Origin of the sequence: Microcella sp. (assembly GCF_025808395.1) — a bacterium.
Taxonomy (GTDB): Bacteria; Actinomycetota; Actinomycetes; order Actinomycetales; family Microbacteriaceae; genus Microcella.
Genome location: NZ_CP075524.1, coordinates 2,409,483 through 2,426,159, shown reverse-complemented (window position 1 = coordinate 2,426,159; position 16,677 = coordinate 2,409,483). Strand labels below are relative to the sequence as shown.

Annotated in this window: 15 protein-coding genes; 4 read left to right on the top strand and 11 right to left on the bottom strand. The window is 67.8% G+C overall.

Annotation, left to right across the window (positions count from 1 at the left end; translation table 11 throughout):
* Positions 1 to 3: 3 nt before the first annotated feature.
* From KIT89_RS11845 to KIT89_RS11825, 5 genes are all read right to left on the bottom strand, one after another.
* Positions 4 to 1,227: a DUF6350 family protein gene (locus tag KIT89_RS11845; protein ID WP_297601906.1), complete on the bottom strand. Its 1,224-nt coding sequence runs from the start codon at positions 1,225 to 1,227 to the stop codon at positions 4 to 6.
* A gap of 65 nt (positions 1,228 to 1,292) precedes the next feature.
* A complete protein-coding gene (gene ptsP / locus KIT89_RS11840) occupies positions 1,293 to 3,722 on the bottom strand; it encodes a phosphoenolpyruvate--protein phosphotransferase (RefSeq protein ID WP_297601904.1) in 2,430 nt (809 codons plus the stop codon).
* Positions 3,719 to 4,357: a dihydroxyacetone kinase subunit DhaL gene (gene dhaL, locus KIT89_RS11835; RefSeq protein ID WP_297601902.1), complete on the bottom strand. Its 639-nt coding sequence runs from the start codon at positions 4,355 to 4,357 to the stop codon at positions 3,719 to 3,721. The genes ptsP and dhaL overlap by 4 nt, the downstream gene beginning before the upstream one ends.
* 38 nt (positions 4,358 to 4,395) lie before the next feature.
* Entirely contained in the window at positions 4,396 to 5,394 is a 999-nt protein-coding gene (gene dhaK, locus KIT89_RS11830) for a dihydroxyacetone kinase subunit DhaK (RefSeq protein ID WP_297601900.1), read from the bottom strand.
* Entirely contained in the window at positions 5,391 to 6,152 is a 762-nt protein-coding gene (locus KIT89_RS11825; protein ID WP_297601897.1) for an MIP/aquaporin family protein, read from the bottom strand. The genes dhaK and KIT89_RS11825 overlap by 4 nt, the downstream gene beginning before the upstream one ends.
* A gap of 182 nt (positions 6,153 to 6,334) precedes the next feature.
* On the opposite strand from KIT89_RS11825, the gene KIT89_RS11820 reads away from it, so the two are divergent.
* The gene (locus tag KIT89_RS11820) at positions 6,335 to 7,102 is read left to right on the top strand and encodes an IclR family transcriptional regulator (RefSeq protein WP_297601895.1); all 768 of its coding nucleotides are present in this window, start codon (positions 6,335 to 6,337) and stop codon (positions 7,100 to 7,102) included.
* Positions 7,103 to 7,165: 63 nt separating this feature from the next.
* Here the strand turns inward: KIT89_RS11820 and sucD are convergent, their stop codons facing one another.
* From sucD to KIT89_RS11790, 6 genes are all read right to left on the bottom strand, one after another.
* Entirely contained in the window at positions 7,166 to 8,068 is a 903-nt protein-coding gene (sucD, locus tag KIT89_RS11815) for a succinate--CoA ligase subunit alpha (RefSeq protein ID WP_297601893.1), read from the bottom strand.
* A gap of 13 nt (positions 8,069 to 8,081) precedes the next feature.
* Positions 8,082 to 9,245, bottom strand: a complete 1,164-nt coding sequence (gene sucC / locus KIT89_RS11810) for an ADP-forming succinate--CoA ligase subunit beta (RefSeq protein ID WP_297601891.1) — start codon at positions 9,243 to 9,245, stop codon at positions 8,082 to 8,084.
* A gap of 125 nt (positions 9,246 to 9,370) precedes the next feature.
* Complete coding sequence (locus tag KIT89_RS11805) at positions 9,371 to 10,981, bottom strand: SpoIIE family protein phosphatase (RefSeq protein ID WP_297601889.1); 1,611 nt, start codon at positions 10,979 to 10,981, stop codon at positions 9,371 to 9,373.
* A complete protein-coding gene (locus KIT89_RS11800; RefSeq protein WP_297601887.1) occupies positions 10,974 to 11,309 on the bottom strand; it encodes an STAS domain-containing protein in 336 nt (111 codons plus the stop codon). The genes KIT89_RS11805 and KIT89_RS11800 overlap by 8 nt, the downstream gene beginning before the upstream one ends.
* Positions 11,310 to 11,407: 98 nt before the next feature.
* Positions 11,408 to 13,738, bottom strand: coding sequence for an ATP-dependent helicase (locus tag KIT89_RS11795; RefSeq protein WP_297601885.1), 2,331 nt, complete (start codon positions 13,736 to 13,738; stop codon positions 11,408 to 11,410).
* A 56-nt stretch (positions 13,739 to 13,794) separates the two neighbouring features.
* Positions 13,795 to 14,874, bottom strand: a complete 1,080-nt coding sequence (locus KIT89_RS11790; RefSeq protein WP_297601883.1) for a glycerophosphodiester phosphodiesterase family protein — start codon at positions 14,872 to 14,874, stop codon at positions 13,795 to 13,797.
* A 30-nt stretch (positions 14,875 to 14,904) separates the two neighbouring features.
* On the opposite strand from KIT89_RS11790, the gene KIT89_RS11785 reads away from it, so the two are divergent.
* The 3 genes from KIT89_RS11785 to KIT89_RS11775 are packed head-to-tail and all read left to right on the top strand — an operon-like array spanning position 14,905 to position 16,645.
* Positions 14,905 to 15,291 (top strand): DUF4190 domain-containing protein, encoded by a 387-nt coding sequence (locus KIT89_RS11785; protein WP_297601881.1) that lies wholly within the window; start codon positions 14,905 to 14,907, stop codon positions 15,289 to 15,291.
* Positions 15,288 to 15,800 carry a hypothetical protein gene (locus tag KIT89_RS11780; protein WP_297601879.1) on the top strand — a complete coding sequence of 171 codons (513 nt, stop codon included), beginning with the start codon at positions 15,288 to 15,290 and terminating at the stop codon, positions 15,798 to 15,800. Before KIT89_RS11785 ends, KIT89_RS11780 begins: the two co-directional genes overlap by 4 nt.
* A 35-nt stretch (positions 15,801 to 15,835) precedes the next feature.
* Positions 15,836 to 16,645, top strand: a complete 810-nt coding sequence (locus tag KIT89_RS11775; RefSeq protein WP_297601877.1) for a Bax inhibitor-1/YccA family protein — start codon at positions 15,836 to 15,838, stop codon at positions 16,643 to 16,645.
* The last annotated feature ends 32 nt before the right edge of the window (positions 16,646 to 16,677 follow it).

The following is a 16,677-nucleotide window of genomic DNA, read 5'->3' as shown; positions in this document are numbered from 1 at the left end:
AGGCTACCGCGTGCGCACGGGGGCTTCGTGCCGAGGTGCCCGCGCACCGCCGGCAAGCAGGCCGAGGGCAGCTCCGATGAGGGTCTCGGCGAACATCCACAGGGCAATCGCCATCGGGTCGGGGCCGACGACCGCGAGGCGCCCGGGGCCGGCGGATCCGGCGGCGACGAAGGCCAGAAAGGCGGCGGCGATGGCCGCGACCCCCGCGGCGACCGTCGCTGCTGCGAGCGCCCAGGGCCACAGCGCTGCGTCGCCGATGCGGCGCATGATGCGCTGGCGCACCGCGACTCCCGCGACGAACGCGGCGAGCACCGGCACGAGAATCGTGGCAAAGCCGAGCGGTGAAGGCTCGGTCGGCAGCGCCCCGAGCACGGGAAGCGCCGGCAGCGGGCCGAGCGACACCCCGATGGGGCTCACAGTCGACCCGGCGCCGATCGCGAACCCTGGCCCGATCAGCCAGGCGGCCGACCAGATCACGAGGGTCGGCACCAGAGCCAGTTGCAGTGCAGTGAGTGCCACCCCGCCCAGCACATCGACCTGCAGCGCCTCATAGAGCGCGATCACCTGGCCATAGCCGAGCACGAGCGCTGCTGTCGTGAGCAGAGAGCCAGCGGCGGCGACCGTCGCGACGGCTCCGAGCCCCGCCCGCAGCCCCGCCCCGAGAGCGGCCGTGAGCGGCTGCGGCCCGTCGTCGATGAGCGCGCGCAGCCGCACTCGCGCCGGGTTCGTCGCACCGATCGACCCGATCGCCACTCCGAGGCCGTAGACGAGCGCCGGAAAGAGCACCGCCTGCCAGCGGGAGGGCAGTGCCGCGGCGTTCGCGGCGCTCAGCATGACGAGCGTTGAGAGCAGCGTCACCCCCGTGATCGCGACCAGCTCACCGAGAATGCGATGCCGCTGAGTGCGCAGTCGGCGCCCGAGCGCCACCCCTGCGAGCGCTGTCACGAGCGCGAAGCCGCTGAGCGCGAGAGTGACCACGATGGGGTCGGCGACGGCCACCAGCTCGAGCGACTCGGCCACCTCGGGGTCGAGCTGAAAGGTGACGGTGACGCCGTGGCCGAGCATCCAGATAATGACGGCCGCGTGCCAAAAGATCACCCAGTCGAGCTGGAAGCCGTAGTGCGCCGCCCACATCACCGTGAGAATGCTCAACGGAGCCGCGATGCCCAGCCCCACGAGTAGCAGCGCCTCGAGGGCACTGTAGATGACGGTCAGGCGGCGGGTCATGGCGCTCGCGAGCCTACTGCGGTCGGGCGCGCGCGCCGACCGCCCGCGCCGAGGGCGCGGCGCCCTCAGCCCAGAATGCTGCGTGCCGCGTCACGAGCTCGGCGCGCATCGGGTGCCTCGACGGCCGCGTGCGCGGCCCTTCTGCAGTCATCGAGCGTCACGTCGGCGAGTCGGCGCCCGACGGGAGTGATCGCGCGGGCCGCCATCGACAGGCTCGAGGCTCCGAGGCCGACGAGCACGGCGCTCAACGCGAGATCGGCGGCGGCCTCACCGCACACCCCGACCGGGGTGCCCGTCGCCGCACCGGCCTCGCCGATCATCGCCATGAGTCGCAGCAGTGAGGGCTGCCAGGGGTCGGCGAGGTCGGCCAGGTCCCCCACCATGCGATCGGCCGCCAGGGTGTACTGCGCGAGGTCGTTGGTGCCGATGCTGACGAAGTCGACGACAGCCATGAGCTCGCGCGCCGTGAGCGCCGCCGCGGGCGTCTCGATCATGACCCCGACGGTCGCGATGCCCGCACTGCGCGCGAGGGCGACGAACTGCTCGGTCTCGGCCAGCGTGGCGATCATGGGTGCCATGACCCAGGCGTCGGCGCTCTCGGCTGCCGCTGCCTCAGCGATCGCCGTGAGTTGGCGCTCGAGCACGCCGGGGTCTCGCCGTGCCGTTCTGACGCCACGAACACCGAGCGCCGGGTTCGGCTCGTTGTCGGCGGTGAGAAAGGGCAACGGCTTGTCGCTGCCGGCGTCGAGCGTGCGCACGACGACTCGCTGGCTAGGAAACGCCGTGAACACCGCGCGGTAGTCGGCCACCTGCTCGGTGACGGTCGGCTCGGTGTCTCGGTCGAGAAAGCAGAACTCGGTGCGGAACAGCCCCACCCCTTCGGCTCCTCGTTCGACCGCGCGCGCCACATCTCGCGGCGCTCCGACGTTGGCGCTCAGTAGCACGCGGTGGACGTCGGCGGTGCCGCCCGGGCCGACGAACGGGGGAAGGGTGATGACGCCTGTCGCCGTGGCCTGCGCCGCGTGGTCGGGAGAGAGGATGAACTCTGCCGTGTCTCCGTCGACGAGCACGAGCGTGCCATCGGCGATCTCTGTTGCCCCAGCGCGGCCGACGATGGCGGGCAGCCCGAGTTCGCGCGCGATGATCGCGGTGTGCGACGTCGGGCCGCCCTGCTCGGTGACGAGGGCGAGGCAGATCGACGGGTCGAGAGTCACCGTGTCTGCCGGAGCGAGGTCGTCGGCGATGAGGATGTATGGCTCGCTGCGATCAGGGATTCCCGGCGGCTGCTCGCCCCGCAGCGCCGCCACGAGGCGGTTGCGCACGTCGAGCAGGTCGGTGATGCGCTCGGCGAAGAGACCGCCAGCCTGCCGATACTGTTCGACGAGCTCTGCCGCTGTCTCCCACGTCGCCCGCGCTGGGCTCAAGCGGGCTTCGCGGATGCGCGTGGTCACCCCCGTCATCCACGCCGGATCGTTCGCCATCGCCACGGTCGCCTCGAGCACCGCGCGACGCTGCCCATCGACGCTGGCCGCGCGCGCTCGATAGTCATCGGCAACTCGCTCTCGAGCATCCGTCGTCGCCTCGACGGCCGCCTCGATGTCACCCTCGGCGAGCCGCTCGGCCGGATCGGGCTCACGCACGCTGCGGCGCAGCACCACGACGGGGCCGATCACCCGCCCTCCGCTCACGCCGATCGGGCCGGTCGTCAGCGGCACGGTCTCAGCGGCAGCTGGCTCTGCAGGGGCCGCAGGCCCCGCCTCTGCGCCGACCAGCTCTTCGCCGAAGCCTTCGTCGATGAGCTCGTGCAGTCGAGCGACAGCGGCCCCCGCGTCATGACCATGAGCTGAGATGCGCACGACCGTGCCCGCCTTCGCGGCGAGCGTGGCGATGCCGATCGGGCTCGCTGCCGAGACTGGTGCTCGGTCGCCGGCACTCAACGTGACGGCCGACTCGAACTCTGCCGCTACGCCCGCGATGATCGCGGCGGGTCGAGCGTGCAGGCCAGCAGCATTACGCACGACCACCTCAGCGGTGGCATCAGGCGCTCCGCCGTCGGCAGTCGGCTGCAGGGCAGGCGCCGTCGCGACCCCCAAGTGCTCGAGCTTCGGGGTGAGAGCCGCTGCCGCCTCGGTGGCGACCTCATCGAGCGGTGCTCCACCGGCCGCGCGCACGACGGCTGCGAGCATGCCCTCGACGAAGGGTGCCGCGACGAGTCTCACTCGATCGGCGAGCGGGGGCTCGAGAAACTCGAGGGCGAGTTCGGCGCTCATGATCGCCGACCCGAGATCCATGATGACCACCACGCCGTCGCCCGAATCGACCTCGGTGATCGCGGCCGCGATGCGGGCGGCGTCGGTTCCGGTGCCGCCCTCGGCCGAGCCGGCCGCAGCGGCAATGGCCGGGCCGCCTTGACTCGTCATCTCGAGAGCGAGCGCGATGGCCGCGTCGGCCAGTGCGCGGCTGTGCGAGACGGCGACGACACCGACTGAGCTCATGCTGCTGCGACCCGCGCGAGAGCGTCGAACAAGAGAGCGGTCGACGCCGCACCCGGGTCGAGATGGCCGGCGCTGCGCTCACCGAGATAGCTCGCTCGACCCTTGCGGGCGACGAGCGGTTCAGTGGCGTCGCGGCCGGCCGCGGCGGCATCGCGCGCAGCCGCGGTGGCCTCGGCGAGCGTGGCACCCGCCGCGACCGACGCATCGAGAGCATCGAGCGCCGGCGACATCGCGTCGAACATGGTCTTGTCGCCCGCTTCTGCCTTGCCTCGCGCGACCACGCCGTCGAGACCTGCGCGCAGTGCCGTGGCGAGCGCGGCAGCGTCGCACTCAGTCACGGGGCCCGCGGCCATGCCGAGTCGCAGAAAGAACGTGCCGTACAGGGGCCCGCTGGCGCCGCCGACCGAGGTGACAAGGGTCATGCCGACCACTTTGAACAACTCGTCGGCGGTCGCCGCGGGAGCGTCGCCCACTTTCTCCATCACCGCGGCCATTCCGCGGGCCATGTTCGAACCGTGATCGGCATCGCCGATCGCCGAGTCGAGTTCGGTCAAGTACGACTTCTGCTCGGTGACGCTCGCGTGAAATGCCGCGAGCCAGGCGATGAAGCCGTCGATGGTGAGGGTGTCGCTCATGGTTCTCCTTGATGTGCGAATTCTGGCCGATGCCCGAGTCAGCGACCCCAGCGCAAGCCGGGAGTCTCGACCGGGGCGTCCCACAGCGAGAGCATCTCGTCGTCGGCGCGCAGCACCGTCACCGAGCAGCCGGCCATGTCGAGCGAGGTGATGTAGTTGCCCAGGAGCGTACGAGCCACGGTGACGCCGTGCTTCTCGAGAATTGCCGCGACCTCGCCATACATGAGGTAGAGCTCGATCATGGGCGTGCCGCCCATGCCGTTGAGCATGACGATCGACGGCGCGCCGCCGAAGTCGAGGTCGCCGAGAATGGGCTCGACCAGTTGCTCTGCGATGTGTCGTGCGTCGGCCAGTGGAACACGGTGACGACCAGGCTCGCCGTGAATGCCGACACCGATCTCCATCTCGTCGTCTGGCAGGTCGAAGGTCGGCTTGCCCGCGGCGGGCACCGTGCAGCTCGTAAGGGCCATGCCCATCGACCGACCGGTGGCGTTGACCGCCTCGGCCAGGGTCACCAGCTCGTCGAGACTGCGACCTTGCTCTGCAGCCGCCCCGACGATCTTCTCGAGCAGCACCGTGAGACCGACTCCGCGACGGCCCGCCGTGTAGAGCGAATCCTGCACGGCGACGTCATCGTTCACGACGACCGTCTTCACCTCGACCTTGGCCTCCATCGCCGCGAGCTCGGCCGCCATCTCGAAGTTCATGACGTCGCCGGTGTAGTTCTTGACGATGTGCAGCACTCCCGCGCCCCGGTCGACCTCAGTCGTGGCCGCCTGCATCTGGTCGGGGGTCGGAGACGTGAACACTTCTCCTGCGCAGGCTGCGTCGAGCATCCCGAAGCCCACGAAGCCGCCGTGCAGCGGTTCGTGACCCGACCCGCCGCCGCTCACGAGCGCGACGGTGCCGTGATCTTTCGGGGTGGCGCGGTAGATGACCCGGTTGACGTGGTCGACCCTTTGCGAGGGGTGCGCGGCCTCGATGCCCTTGAGCGCATCGGCGAGCACCGCTTCGGGTGCATTGATCAGTTTCTTCATCGAACCTCTCCGTCCTGCTTCGCGAGGGTGTCTTTCAGACCAGTCTTGTCGGTCGAGGTGTGTGCAATCAGTGCGAAGGTGAGCGCGGCGAGAACTCCCGCCAGCAGCTCGGCCCCGACGTAGACCGGCCACTGCTCCCAGGCGACCTCGCCGCCCAGTATCTGCTGCACAAGCATGGGGCCGGTGGTGCGCGCGGGGTTGATCGAAGCGCCCGTGGTCGGAGCCACGGGAATGATGGCGGCGAAGACCACGAACCCGATGGCGAGCCCCGCCCAGCCGGGCGAGGCCTTGCGGTAGATCACGCCGAAGACGGCGAAGACCAGCAAGAAGGTGCCGACGAACTCGGCGAAGAACGCCTGGTACCAGGGGGTCTCGCTCGCATAGCTGGCGACGCCGAGGCCGACCTCGCTCGCGCGCATGCCCAGCACGCCGACGATCGTGAAGGCGCCGACGATCGCACCGAGCAGCTGCGCGGCGAGGTATGCCGGCACCTGTCGCCAGGGAAACTTGCCTGCGACCGCGAGACCGATCGTGACAGCCGGGTTGATGTGGTTGCCCGAGATGTAGCCGAACACGTAGACCGTGACGACCACGATGGTGCCGAACGCGAGCGAGATCATGCCCAGATCGGCCATCGTGAACGGCGCGTCACCGTTCACGATGAGAGTTGCCGGCACCGAGCCCACCCCGACGAAGACGAGGAAGGCCGTGCCCAGAAATTCGGCGGCGAGCTTCTGCCACTGCCGGTTGTCATCCATATGTGCTCCTTCGAACATGCGGATCATCGATGGGCTCCGTGCCCCACGTTCCCGAACGATTCTGGAACGTCATTCGATAATGTCGAATACTTGCCGCAAAACGGGGGCATGTCAAGACTGAATCTGCACAAGATGCGATCAGTTCGCGCGCATAATGGTCAGACCCCACGAAAGGTTCATCGGTGATCCAAGCAATCGACCGCGCCGCGCGCGTGCTGTCATCGCTGCAGGGTGCTCGGCACCTGGGCATCACCGAGCTTGCCGGCATTCTCGAGCTGCCCCCCTCGACGGTGCACGGCATCGTCAAATCGCTGCAGACCCACGGGCTGGTGGCCAAAGAGCCGGGCAGCCAGCGCTACATGCTCGGCCCCGCGCTGCTGAAGCTCTCGAACGTCTACCTCGACACCCTCGACGTTCGGGCGCGCGCCATGCGCTGGACCCGTGAACTCGCTCGACGCACCGGGCTCTCGACGCGACTGGGCGCCGAACTCTTTGACGAGGTCATCATCATTCACCACAACCGTCGCCCCGACGGCAGCCAGCAGATGCTCGAAACGGGCATCACCATACCTGCCCACGCTTCGGCGCTCGGCAAGGTGCTGCTCGCATATCACCCGAGCGCCGCCGACGAGCTGCTCGCCAAGCCGCTGCGCGCGCTCACGGGCGACACCGTGACCGACCCCGCCACGCTTCGCCTGCAACTCGCCGGAGTCGCCGAACGGGCCCTGGCCATGGAAGAAGACGAAGCCGTGCTCGGTGAGTCGTCGGTGGCCGTGCCCGTGGTCGATCGCAGCGGTGCGGTCATCGCAGCAGTCTCGGTCGTCATGCCTTCGAGCGAGTGGCCGCCCGAAGCGGGCGTGCTCAACGACCTTCGCGAGACCGCGCGCAACATCTCGCGCGAGCTCGGCTACTCAGAGTGGCCGCCGAAGGTCATTGCCCACGACGACTGAGCGAAGGCCCTCGGCGCGTGCCGCGAGTCGCCCACGAGCGCCGCGAGTGGGCGCCCCGGTCAGCTACAGCGCCGCGATGACCTCACGCATGAGAGTCGCCGTCTCGCTCGGCGTCTTGCCGACCTTGACTCCGGCCGCCTCGAGGGCTTCCTTCTTGGCCTGCGCGGTTCCTGCAGAGCCGCTGACGATTGCGCCGGCGTGGCCCATCGTCTTGCCCTCAGGGGCCGTGAATCCGGCAACGTAACCGACGACCGGCTTGGTCACATTGGCCCTGATGAAGTCGGCAGCACGCTCTTCTGCATCGCCGCCGATCTCGCCGATCATGACGATGGCCTTCGTCTCAGGGTCAGCCTCGAAGGCGGCGAGCGCATCGATGTGCGTCGTGCCGATGATCGGGTCGCCCCCGATACCGATCGCGGTCGAGAAGCCCAGATCACGCAGCTCGTACATCATCTGGTAGGTCAGGGTGCCCGACTTCGACACGAGGCCGATCGGGCCCTTGCCGGTGATCGTCGCCGGAGTGATGCCCACGAGCGATTCGCCCGGCGTGATGATGCCGGGGCAGTTCGGGCCGATGATGCGCGTGGCATTGCCCTTGGCCTGGGCGTGCGCCCAGAGCTCGGCGGAGTCTTGCACCGGGATTCCTTCGGTGATGATCACCAGAAGACCGATTCCCGCATCAATGGCTTCGATCGCGGCGTCTTTCGCGAACGCAGGCGGCACGAACGCGATCGAAACATCGGCACCCGTCTGCGCCATCGCCTCGGCCACGCTGCCGAACACCGGCAGCTCGATGGCCGAGCCGTCGGCTGCCGTGTGGGCCACGGTCGTGCCCGCCTTGCGAGCGTTGACGCCACCGACCACCTGGGTTCCGGCCTTGAGCATGAGAGCGGTGTGCTTGGTGCCCTCACCGCCCGTGATGCCCTGAACGATGACCTTGGAGTCTTTGGTCAGAAAGATCGACATGGTTCGTGGTCCCTTACTTCGCAGCCAGCGCGGCGGCCTTGTCGGCGCCGTCGTCCATCGAGGTGGCGAGCGTCACCAGGGGGTGATTCGCGGCCGCCAGAATGCGCCGACCCTCGTCGACGTTGTTGCCGTCGAGCCTCACCACGAGCGGCTTGGTGGCGGAGTCACCGAGAATCTCGAGTGCCTTCACGATGCCGTTCGCGACGGCGTCGCACGCCGTGATACCTCCGAAGACGTTGACGAACACGCTTTTAACCTGGGGGTCGCCGAGAATGACGTCGAGCCCCGCGGCCATGACCTCGGCCGAGGCGCCGCCGCCGATGTCGAGAAAGTTGGCGGGCTTCACGTTGCCGTGGGCCTCGCCGGCATAGGCGACGACATCGAGCGTCGACATCACGAGACCGGCGCCGTTGCCGATGACGCCGACCTCGCCATCGAGCTTCACGTAGTTGAGGTCATACTGCTTGGCCTTCGCCTCGAGCGGGTCGGCCGAATCAGAGTCGGCGAGCTCGGCGTGGTGCGGTTGACGGAACTCGGCGTTCTCGTCAATGCTCACCTTGCCGTCGAGCGCCACGATGGCCCCGGAGCCTGTCTTGACCAGCGGGTTGACCTCGACGAGCGTGGCGTCTTCTTTCACGAAGACGTCGTAGAGCGACACGAACACCGGCGCGACCGTGTCGACCAGGTCGGCGGGAAACTTCGCTGCGGTGGCGATCTCACGAGCGACCTCGAGGTCGATGCCGCGACCTGGGTCGACGGCGACGCGAGCCAGGGCATCCGGCCGTTCTTCGGCCAGCTGCTCGATCTCAACTCCGCCCTCGAAGCTGCACAATGCCAGATAGTTGCGGTTGGCGCGGTCGAGCAGCACCGAGAAGTAGTACTCTTCAGCGATGTCGGCGCCGGCGGCGACCATGACGCGCTTCACGACGTGGCCCTTGATATCGAGGCCCAGGATGCTCTGCGCGTGCTGCTCGGCCTCGTCAGCAGTCTTGGCGACCTTGACGCCACCAGCCTTGCCTCGACCACCGATCTTGACCTGGGCTTTGATGACCGTCACCCCGCCGATCGACTCGGCGGCCGCGCGAGCCTCGGCAGGGGTGTCGGCGATGATGCCCGGCAGCACGGGAACACCGTGCTTCTCGAAGAGGTCTCGGGCCTGATACTCGAAAAGATCCACGCTGTTCGTCCCATCCGCGTGCTCAAGAAAGAGGAAGCGCGATCAGTCTCTCGACGTCGAGATTTCTCGATATCGAGACAAATCGCAGTGTCTACTGTACCGTCGCGTCGAGCACGCCGTGACCGTCAGGCGTCGTCGTCGCGCCGCACCACGAGCATGGTCACGTCGTCTGCGCGTGCGCCGCGAGCGCGTGCCCGAATGGCGTCGATGATCTCCCACGGGTCTTTCGTGAGCATGGCGAGGGCGACCAGATTGTCGAGCGAGCCGAGGGTGCCGTCGTAGAGGTCGAGCACACCGTCGCTCATGACCACGAGAGTGTCACCGGGCTCGAGCGTGACCTGCTGCTGCGACCACTCGGTCTCGACGCTGACGCCGAGGGGCGGTGACGCCGACCTGAGCCGCTGCGAGGTGCCGTCGGCATGAGCGATGACCGACAGGCCGTGACCTGCGTCGACGTATGAAAGCACTCCAGAATCCATGTCGAGGCGCCCGTGAAACGCCGTGACGAACACTCCGGCGCTGTCGAGATCGATCGAGAGCGCGGCCGAGGCCGCGTCGACCGCGCCCGCCACGTCGCCGAACCGAGAGGCAGAACGCAGCACCGCCCTCACGGTCGCCGCGATGATCGCCGCGCCGATTCCCTTGCCCATGGCGTCGGCGAGCGTGATCGCCGCCCCCTCCCCCACCGGGTACCAGTCGTAGAAGTCACCGCCCACTGCCCGTGCCGGAATGCACACGCCAGCGATCGACCACCCCGGCATGCTGAGGAGCTTCTGCGGCAGCAGACCCTGCTGCACCTCAGACGCCCTGCTGAGCTCTTGGCTCACCGTCAGTTCTTGCTGCACCCACACGGCGAGGTCTCGAAGCATCTCGGTCTCTCGGGCCGAGAAGTGCCGAGGGCGAGGGTCGTAGATGCAGAACGCGCCGATGCGCTCGCCGCCGGGGGCCTGCAGCGGAAAACCCGCGTAGAACGAGATCGTGTCTGGGTCGGCCTTGTCTGCGTAGCGTTCGTCGACCGTCATGTCGCCGACCACGAGCGGCTCTCCTGACTGCGCCACGAGCGAGCACATCGACTTCGAGCGGCTGATCTCGGGGCTCGCCGGCCCCACGATCGACTTCGACCACTGCCGGTCGTGATCGATGAAGTTCACCGCAGCGCTCTGCACACCGAACAGCTGCACGGCAAGCCGGGTCACACGATCGAACCGCTCTTCCGGCGGGGTGTCGAGAATGCCCATGTCGTCGAGGGCGCGCTGACGCGCCATCTCGTCGATGACGCCGGCGATCGAGATCGACGGCATCGGCTTGCGAGCCGGTGCCGATGCGGCCCGTCGAGCCCGCACGACTGTCCAGTGATTCACGCCTTCGACGCGGCGATGCTCGACGCTGTCGCTGAGTGCCTCCATGAGCGGAAGGCCCCGCCCCCGCTCAGCGAGCGTGTGGGGCATCTCACGATCGGCGAGCTCGACGCGATCGACCGAGCCCCCGTCGGTCACGGTCGCCTCGATACGGTCGTCGTACACGACGATGTTGAGCGAGAAGCTGATCTCGCCGCCCTCGTTCGCGTGCTCGATCACGTTGGCCGTGAGCTCGACGATCGCGAGTTCGGCTCCCATGCGATCGGCCGGGTCGAGCCCGGGGGTCTGCGCCCAGATCGTGGCCAGCAGATCTTGCACCGTGTCGACCGTGTCCGGGGGGCTGCTCAAGCGCACCGAACGGGCGATGACCTCAGGCATGAGTGAAGGCGTCGCCCACCGAATCGTAGCTCTTGAGCGTCGAGCTCATGTTGGTGAGCTCGAGCACCAGCTGAGCCTGCTCTGCGGGGCGCACGAGCCGCAGGTCTCCTCCTGCCGCCCGCACCGCTTTGAGCCCCGCGATCAGCGCACCGAGGCCAGACGAATCGAGAAACACCACCCGTGAGAGGTCGACAGCCACGTTCGGGTGGTTGTCATCGATCGCGCTCTGGATGGCCTCCCGCATGCGTGCGGCGGTCACCATGTTGAGGCGGCCGGCGACCGAGACCTCGGCCACTCCGAACGGGTGGTGCACCACTGTGAGATCCATCGCGCATCCTTACGGTCGACGTGTTACCCCATTATGGCTACAGCTTTTCGATCGGGTTCAACGCGGACAAGCGTTGAACAGAAAGTCTGCTCGAAAAGCTACAGCTTTTCGATCGGAGCTATTTTGATGAGCAGGCGCTTGCGCCCGGCCGTGTCGAACTGCACTTCGGCGATGCTCTTCGCCCCGACACCGGTCACGGCGCTCACCGTTCCGTCTCCGAAGTCGACGTGCCTGATGCGATCGCCCACCGCGAGGGTGAGGTCGCCGTTGTCGCGCACGGTTGCCGTCACCCGGTTCGCCCACTCGGTCTTGGGCTTGCCTGCTGGCAGCGACGTGCCGTAGCTGAACCGTTCGCGACCCCCACCGAGGCTTCGGGTCGACGACCGAGTGCCCATTCCCGGAGAGTCGCGCCAGTCGATCAGCTCAGCGGGAATCTCTTGCAGGTATCGGCTCGGGCTCGCGACGGTCGTGTCGCCGAAGGTCGAGCGCGTCATGGCGAGGCTCACGTGCAGCTTCTTGCGGGCGCGAGTGATGCCCACATAGAACAGGCGCCGCTCTTCGGCGGGGCCGCCCGGCTCAGCGGCACTCATCTGGTGCGGCAGCAGGTTCTCTTCGACTCCGGTGATGAAGACGGCGTCATACTCGAGGCCCTTCGCGGTGTGCAGGGTCATGAGCGAGACCGTGCCGCTCGAGTCATCGAGGTCGTCGGCGGCCGCGACGAGCGCGACCTCGGTGAGAAAGTCGACGAGCCGGCCCTCGGGGTTGTTCTTCTGAAACTCGCGCGTCACCGCCACGAGCTCTTCGACGTTCTCTGCCCGCGCTTCGTCTTGCGGGTCGCGACTGCCTCGCAGTAGCTCGAGGTACTTGGTGCGCTCGATGATCGTCGTGAGGGCATCCGGAACCGGCATCGACTCGATCTTCTCTGCCACATCGTCGAGCAGCGTCGCGAGGTCGAGAATGGCGCTCGTCACCTTCGGGCCGAGCCCCAGGGCGGCGGCGTCGCGCAGCGCATCGTGCATGGTGCCGCCCAGCTCGTCGGCGTGATTCGCCAAGGCGGTCTCGGTCGCCGGCCCGATACCCCGCTTCGGGGTGTTCAGGATGCGCCGCATCGCGAGGCCATCGGACGGGTTCGCGACCGCGATGAGGTAGGCCATCATGTCTTTGATCTCGGCTCGCTCGTAGAACTTGGTGCCGCCGAGCACGCGGTAGGGGATGGCCGAGCGGATGAAGATCTCTTCGAGCGCTCGGGTCTGCGCGTTGGTGCGGTAGAACACCGCGATCTGGCTATATGGCATGCCAGAGTCATGCAGCGTGCCGATCTCGTCGGCGACGAACTGCGCTTCGTCGTGCTGGCTGTAGCCCGTGAAGCCGACGATCTTGTCGCCGGCGCCGACCGCCGTGAACAGGTTCTTGGCGATGCGGTCGAAGTTGTTGGCGATGACCGCGTTGGCTGCGTCGAGAATCGTCTGCGTCGAGCGGTAGTTCTGCTCGAGCAGCACGACCTCTGCGCCCGTGAAGTCGCGCTCGAACTCGACGATGTTGCGAATATCGGCGCCACGGAAGGCGTAGATCGACTGGTCGGAGTCGCCGACCACGGTGAGATTCGCACCGGGGATGCCCCCGCTCGAGTCGAGCTCGACACGAGTGTCGTCTGGCACATGCTGCGGCTCGACCGGGCGCGTGAGCTCACGAATGAGGGCGTACTGCGCGTGATTGGTGTCTTGATATTCGTCGATGAGGATGTGCCGGAAGCGCCGCTGGTAGAGCGCCGCCACTGTCGGAAAGGCGCGGAACAGATAGACCGTCTGCGCGATGAGGTCGTCGAAGTCGAAGGCGTTGGCCCGGCGCAGCTCGGCCGAGTACCGACGGAAGATCTCGAGGAACATGACCTCGGTCGGATCATTCGGGTTGAGCTGGCGGCTGTAGCCCTCGGCGTCGATGAGTTCGTTCTTGAGCCGAGAGATCTTGCCAGCGACTCCGCTCACCGTGAAGCCCATGGTGTCGGCCTGCATCTCTTTGACGATGCGCTTGATGAGGGCACGGGAGTCGGCGGAGTCGTAGATCGTGAACGCCGCACCGAACCCGAAGTGCTCAGCCTCACGGCGCAGAATGCGCACGCACGCCGAGTGGAACGTCGAGATCCACATGCCCTGGGCAGCCTCGCGGCCGACGAGCAGCTCGACGCGCTCGCGCATCTCGGCTGCCGCCTTGTTGGTGAAGGTGATGGCGAGAATCTGGCTCGGCCAGAGCTCTCGATCGCGGATGAGCCGAGCCACTCTGCGCGTGAGCACCGCGGTCTTGCCCGACCCGGCGCCCGCCACGATGAGCAGCGCTTGCGACCGGCTGAGCACCGCTGTGCGCTGCTGCGGGTTGAGCCCGTCGAGCAGCGGGTCAGCGTCGGTGACGGCAGCGGCGGCAGGGGTGCTCATGACCGACCCAGTCTAGGTCGATGCGCCGACGCGCGCCGTGGAGGGCGACGGCTCGTTCACAGTGCCGCGCGAGCCTCGAGCGCGAGGTCGGGGTGGTCGGCGAAGACCCCGTCGACACCGGTGCGCATGACCGACTGAAAGTACGTGAGCCAGTCGCCGTGGGCCGCTGCCGCTGGGCCGATGCGGCACGGGGCGGGCAGAAAGCGGTTCTCGGGCCGCAAGGTCCAGGTGTAGGCGTTGAGGCGCGCCGCGTGAGCGCGAGCGACGAGGTCTGATGCCGCGAGGCCGCTGTCGAGCGGCACCCAGGCAGAGCCAGGCTGGCCCGCACCCCGGGGGGCCGCCGTGACGAGCAGAGAGGCGTCGACGCTGACCCCGTCGATGCCTGCCGCGCGCAGTCGCGCGAGCCCAGCATCCGTCAGGTGGTCGGCGAAGGTGAGCGCCGAGGCACCGTCGCGGGCGACGAGGTCGGCGGGGCTGCCCGACTTCTCGAGCAGGTAGACATACTCGGCAGGCAGACCGCGCTCTCGCAGTTCGGTGAGCACGGTCTGCTCGAACGACTCGACCACGAGCTGGCCCGGCGAACCCCAGTCGCGCAGCTCGTCCGCCACGAGCTCGTCGAGCGGCAGGCCGCGGCCCGCGAAGTAGGTGGCGTGCTTGACCTCGACGACCAGGCGCACAGGGCGCCCTGTGCCGGGGACGGGCGGTGCGTCGTCGATGAGGCGCATGAGGTCGCGCAGCCGCAGCAGGCTGAACCGATCGTCGAAGCGGGCTGAGGCCTGACGCACCTTCGGCAACCGCTCTCGAGCCCGCAACGTCGAGAGCTCGGCCCACGTGAAGTCGTCGGTGAACCAGCCGGTGACGCGCTCGCCGTCGATCTCGCGCGTCGTGCGACGATCGACGAACTCGGCGTGATCGGCCACATCGGTCGTGCCCGAGATCTCGTTCTCATGGCGCAGCACGAGCTCGCCGTCGCGAGTCGCCACGACGTCGGGCTCGATCGCCTCACCACCGAGCGCGAGCGCGAGCCGGTAGGCCGCCTCGGTGTGCTCAGGGCGGTACCCGCTGGCGCCGCGGTGCGCGATGACGAGCGGGGGCTGGGGGTGGTGCGTCGACGACGCGGGCCCTGGCTCAGTCACGGCGACCACGCTACGCGATAGCGTCTGAGCATGAGCGCCGTCACTCCCGAGCCGCCGCCGTCGCTGATGACCCCGTCGTCGCCGCCCGCGCCCGCCGCGGCGCCTCTCGCTGCTGGCGAGCCGAGGGCCGATCTGCTCGCGGGAGTGCCCGGGGTCTCACTCGACGAGCCCTCGTCGAGGCGAGCCCGCCGCGAGCACCGCCCCCTCAATGCCCTGGCCGTCGCCGCACTCATCCTCGCCATACTGCTGAGCCCGCTCGCCGCACTCTTCGGGCACATCGCAGCCGGGCAGATCTCACGATCGAAGGGTCGCGAGCGAGGGGTCGTGATCGCCTGGGTCGCGGTCGGCCTCGGCTACCTCTGGCTCGTCGGCGCCATCATCGCCGGCGTGGTCATCTGGCAGGTGCTCACGGGATGAGCGCTACTGCGGCAGTGCCAGAGGCTGCCGCCCAGCTCGAGCTGCGCTGGGGGCGCTACCGCGAGCGCGTCGTGGTGGGCCTCGTGCTGATCGCCGGCGGCCTCGTGCACCTGCAGGCAGCGAGCACCCTCAACCTCATCCCGCTCATCGTCGGGTCGTCCGCGCACGTTCTCGGCTGGCTGCTCATGCCGGCGACGGCATGGAGGCGATTGGTGCCCCTGCTGCCGAGCACCCTCGTGGTCTGGCTGCTGCTGACCGGCCCGCAGTCGATGTGGACTCTCACCGTGCCCTTCGTCTGCTGGCTCATCGTGCGGCACCGGCCAGCCCGCAGCTACTTGGCGCTCGGGCCCGTGCTGCTCAACGGCGTGGTCGCGGTGGCCGTCTTCAGCGAATACGACGGGATGCTCGCCGCGATGTCGATCTCGACCGTCGTGCTCGTCGGCTCTGCGTGGTGGGCTGCCGCGCTCGCGCGAGGGGCACGCCCCACAGCCGCTGCTGAGCCTGGGTGAAGCGCATTCGCGGAGAGATTCTCTACACTGCTCTTATGGCCTCCTCGAACCCCGCATTCTCGAACTCACCTGCTTTCACGCAGAGCGCCACGAAGGCGATCCAGTGGACTCAAGAGCCCTCGGCTCAGCAGCTCGACGAGCTGTACGCGCGCTCGGCGGCGACGCCCGAGCAGATGGACCGCATGACTTACGAGAACACGATCGTCAAGACCGTCGTGGCGTTCTTCGTGCTGCTCGTCGGCGCAGCGATCGGATGGTTCATTCCCGCGCTGACGATTCCCGCCGCGATCATCGGCTTCGTGCTCGCCCTCGTCAACATCTTCAAGAAGAAGCCGTCTCCCGGCCTCGTGCTTGCTTACGCGGCCGTGCAGGGCCTGTTCGTCGGGGGCATCTCGGGCATTTTCGAGACGATCTACCCCGGAATCGTGACGCAAGCGGTATTGGGAACCTTCGCCGTCGTCGGAGTGGTGCTTGCGCTTTTTGCGAGCGGCAAGATTCGCGCTTCAAAGCGCGCTACCAAGGTCTTCCTCGTCGCGATCGTCGGGTACATGCTGTTCTCACTCATCAACCTGGGCCTGATGATCTTTGGCGTGACAGACTCGGCATTCGGACTGCGCAGTGAGCCCAGCTTTATCTTCGGCATTCCGTGGGGCGTCATCATCGGCATCTTTGTGATCCTGCTCGCCTCATACTCGCTCGTGCTCGACTTCGAGTCGATCAAGACGGGCGTGCAGCGCGGCGCCCCTGCCGTCTGGGGCTGGCAGGCAGCCTTCGGCATCATGGTGACCGTCATCTGGCTGTACCTCGAGATTCTGCGCATGCTCGCGATCTTGCGCGGCGACTGATTCTGTGCCTCATGAGAAAGGGCCGCCCTTCG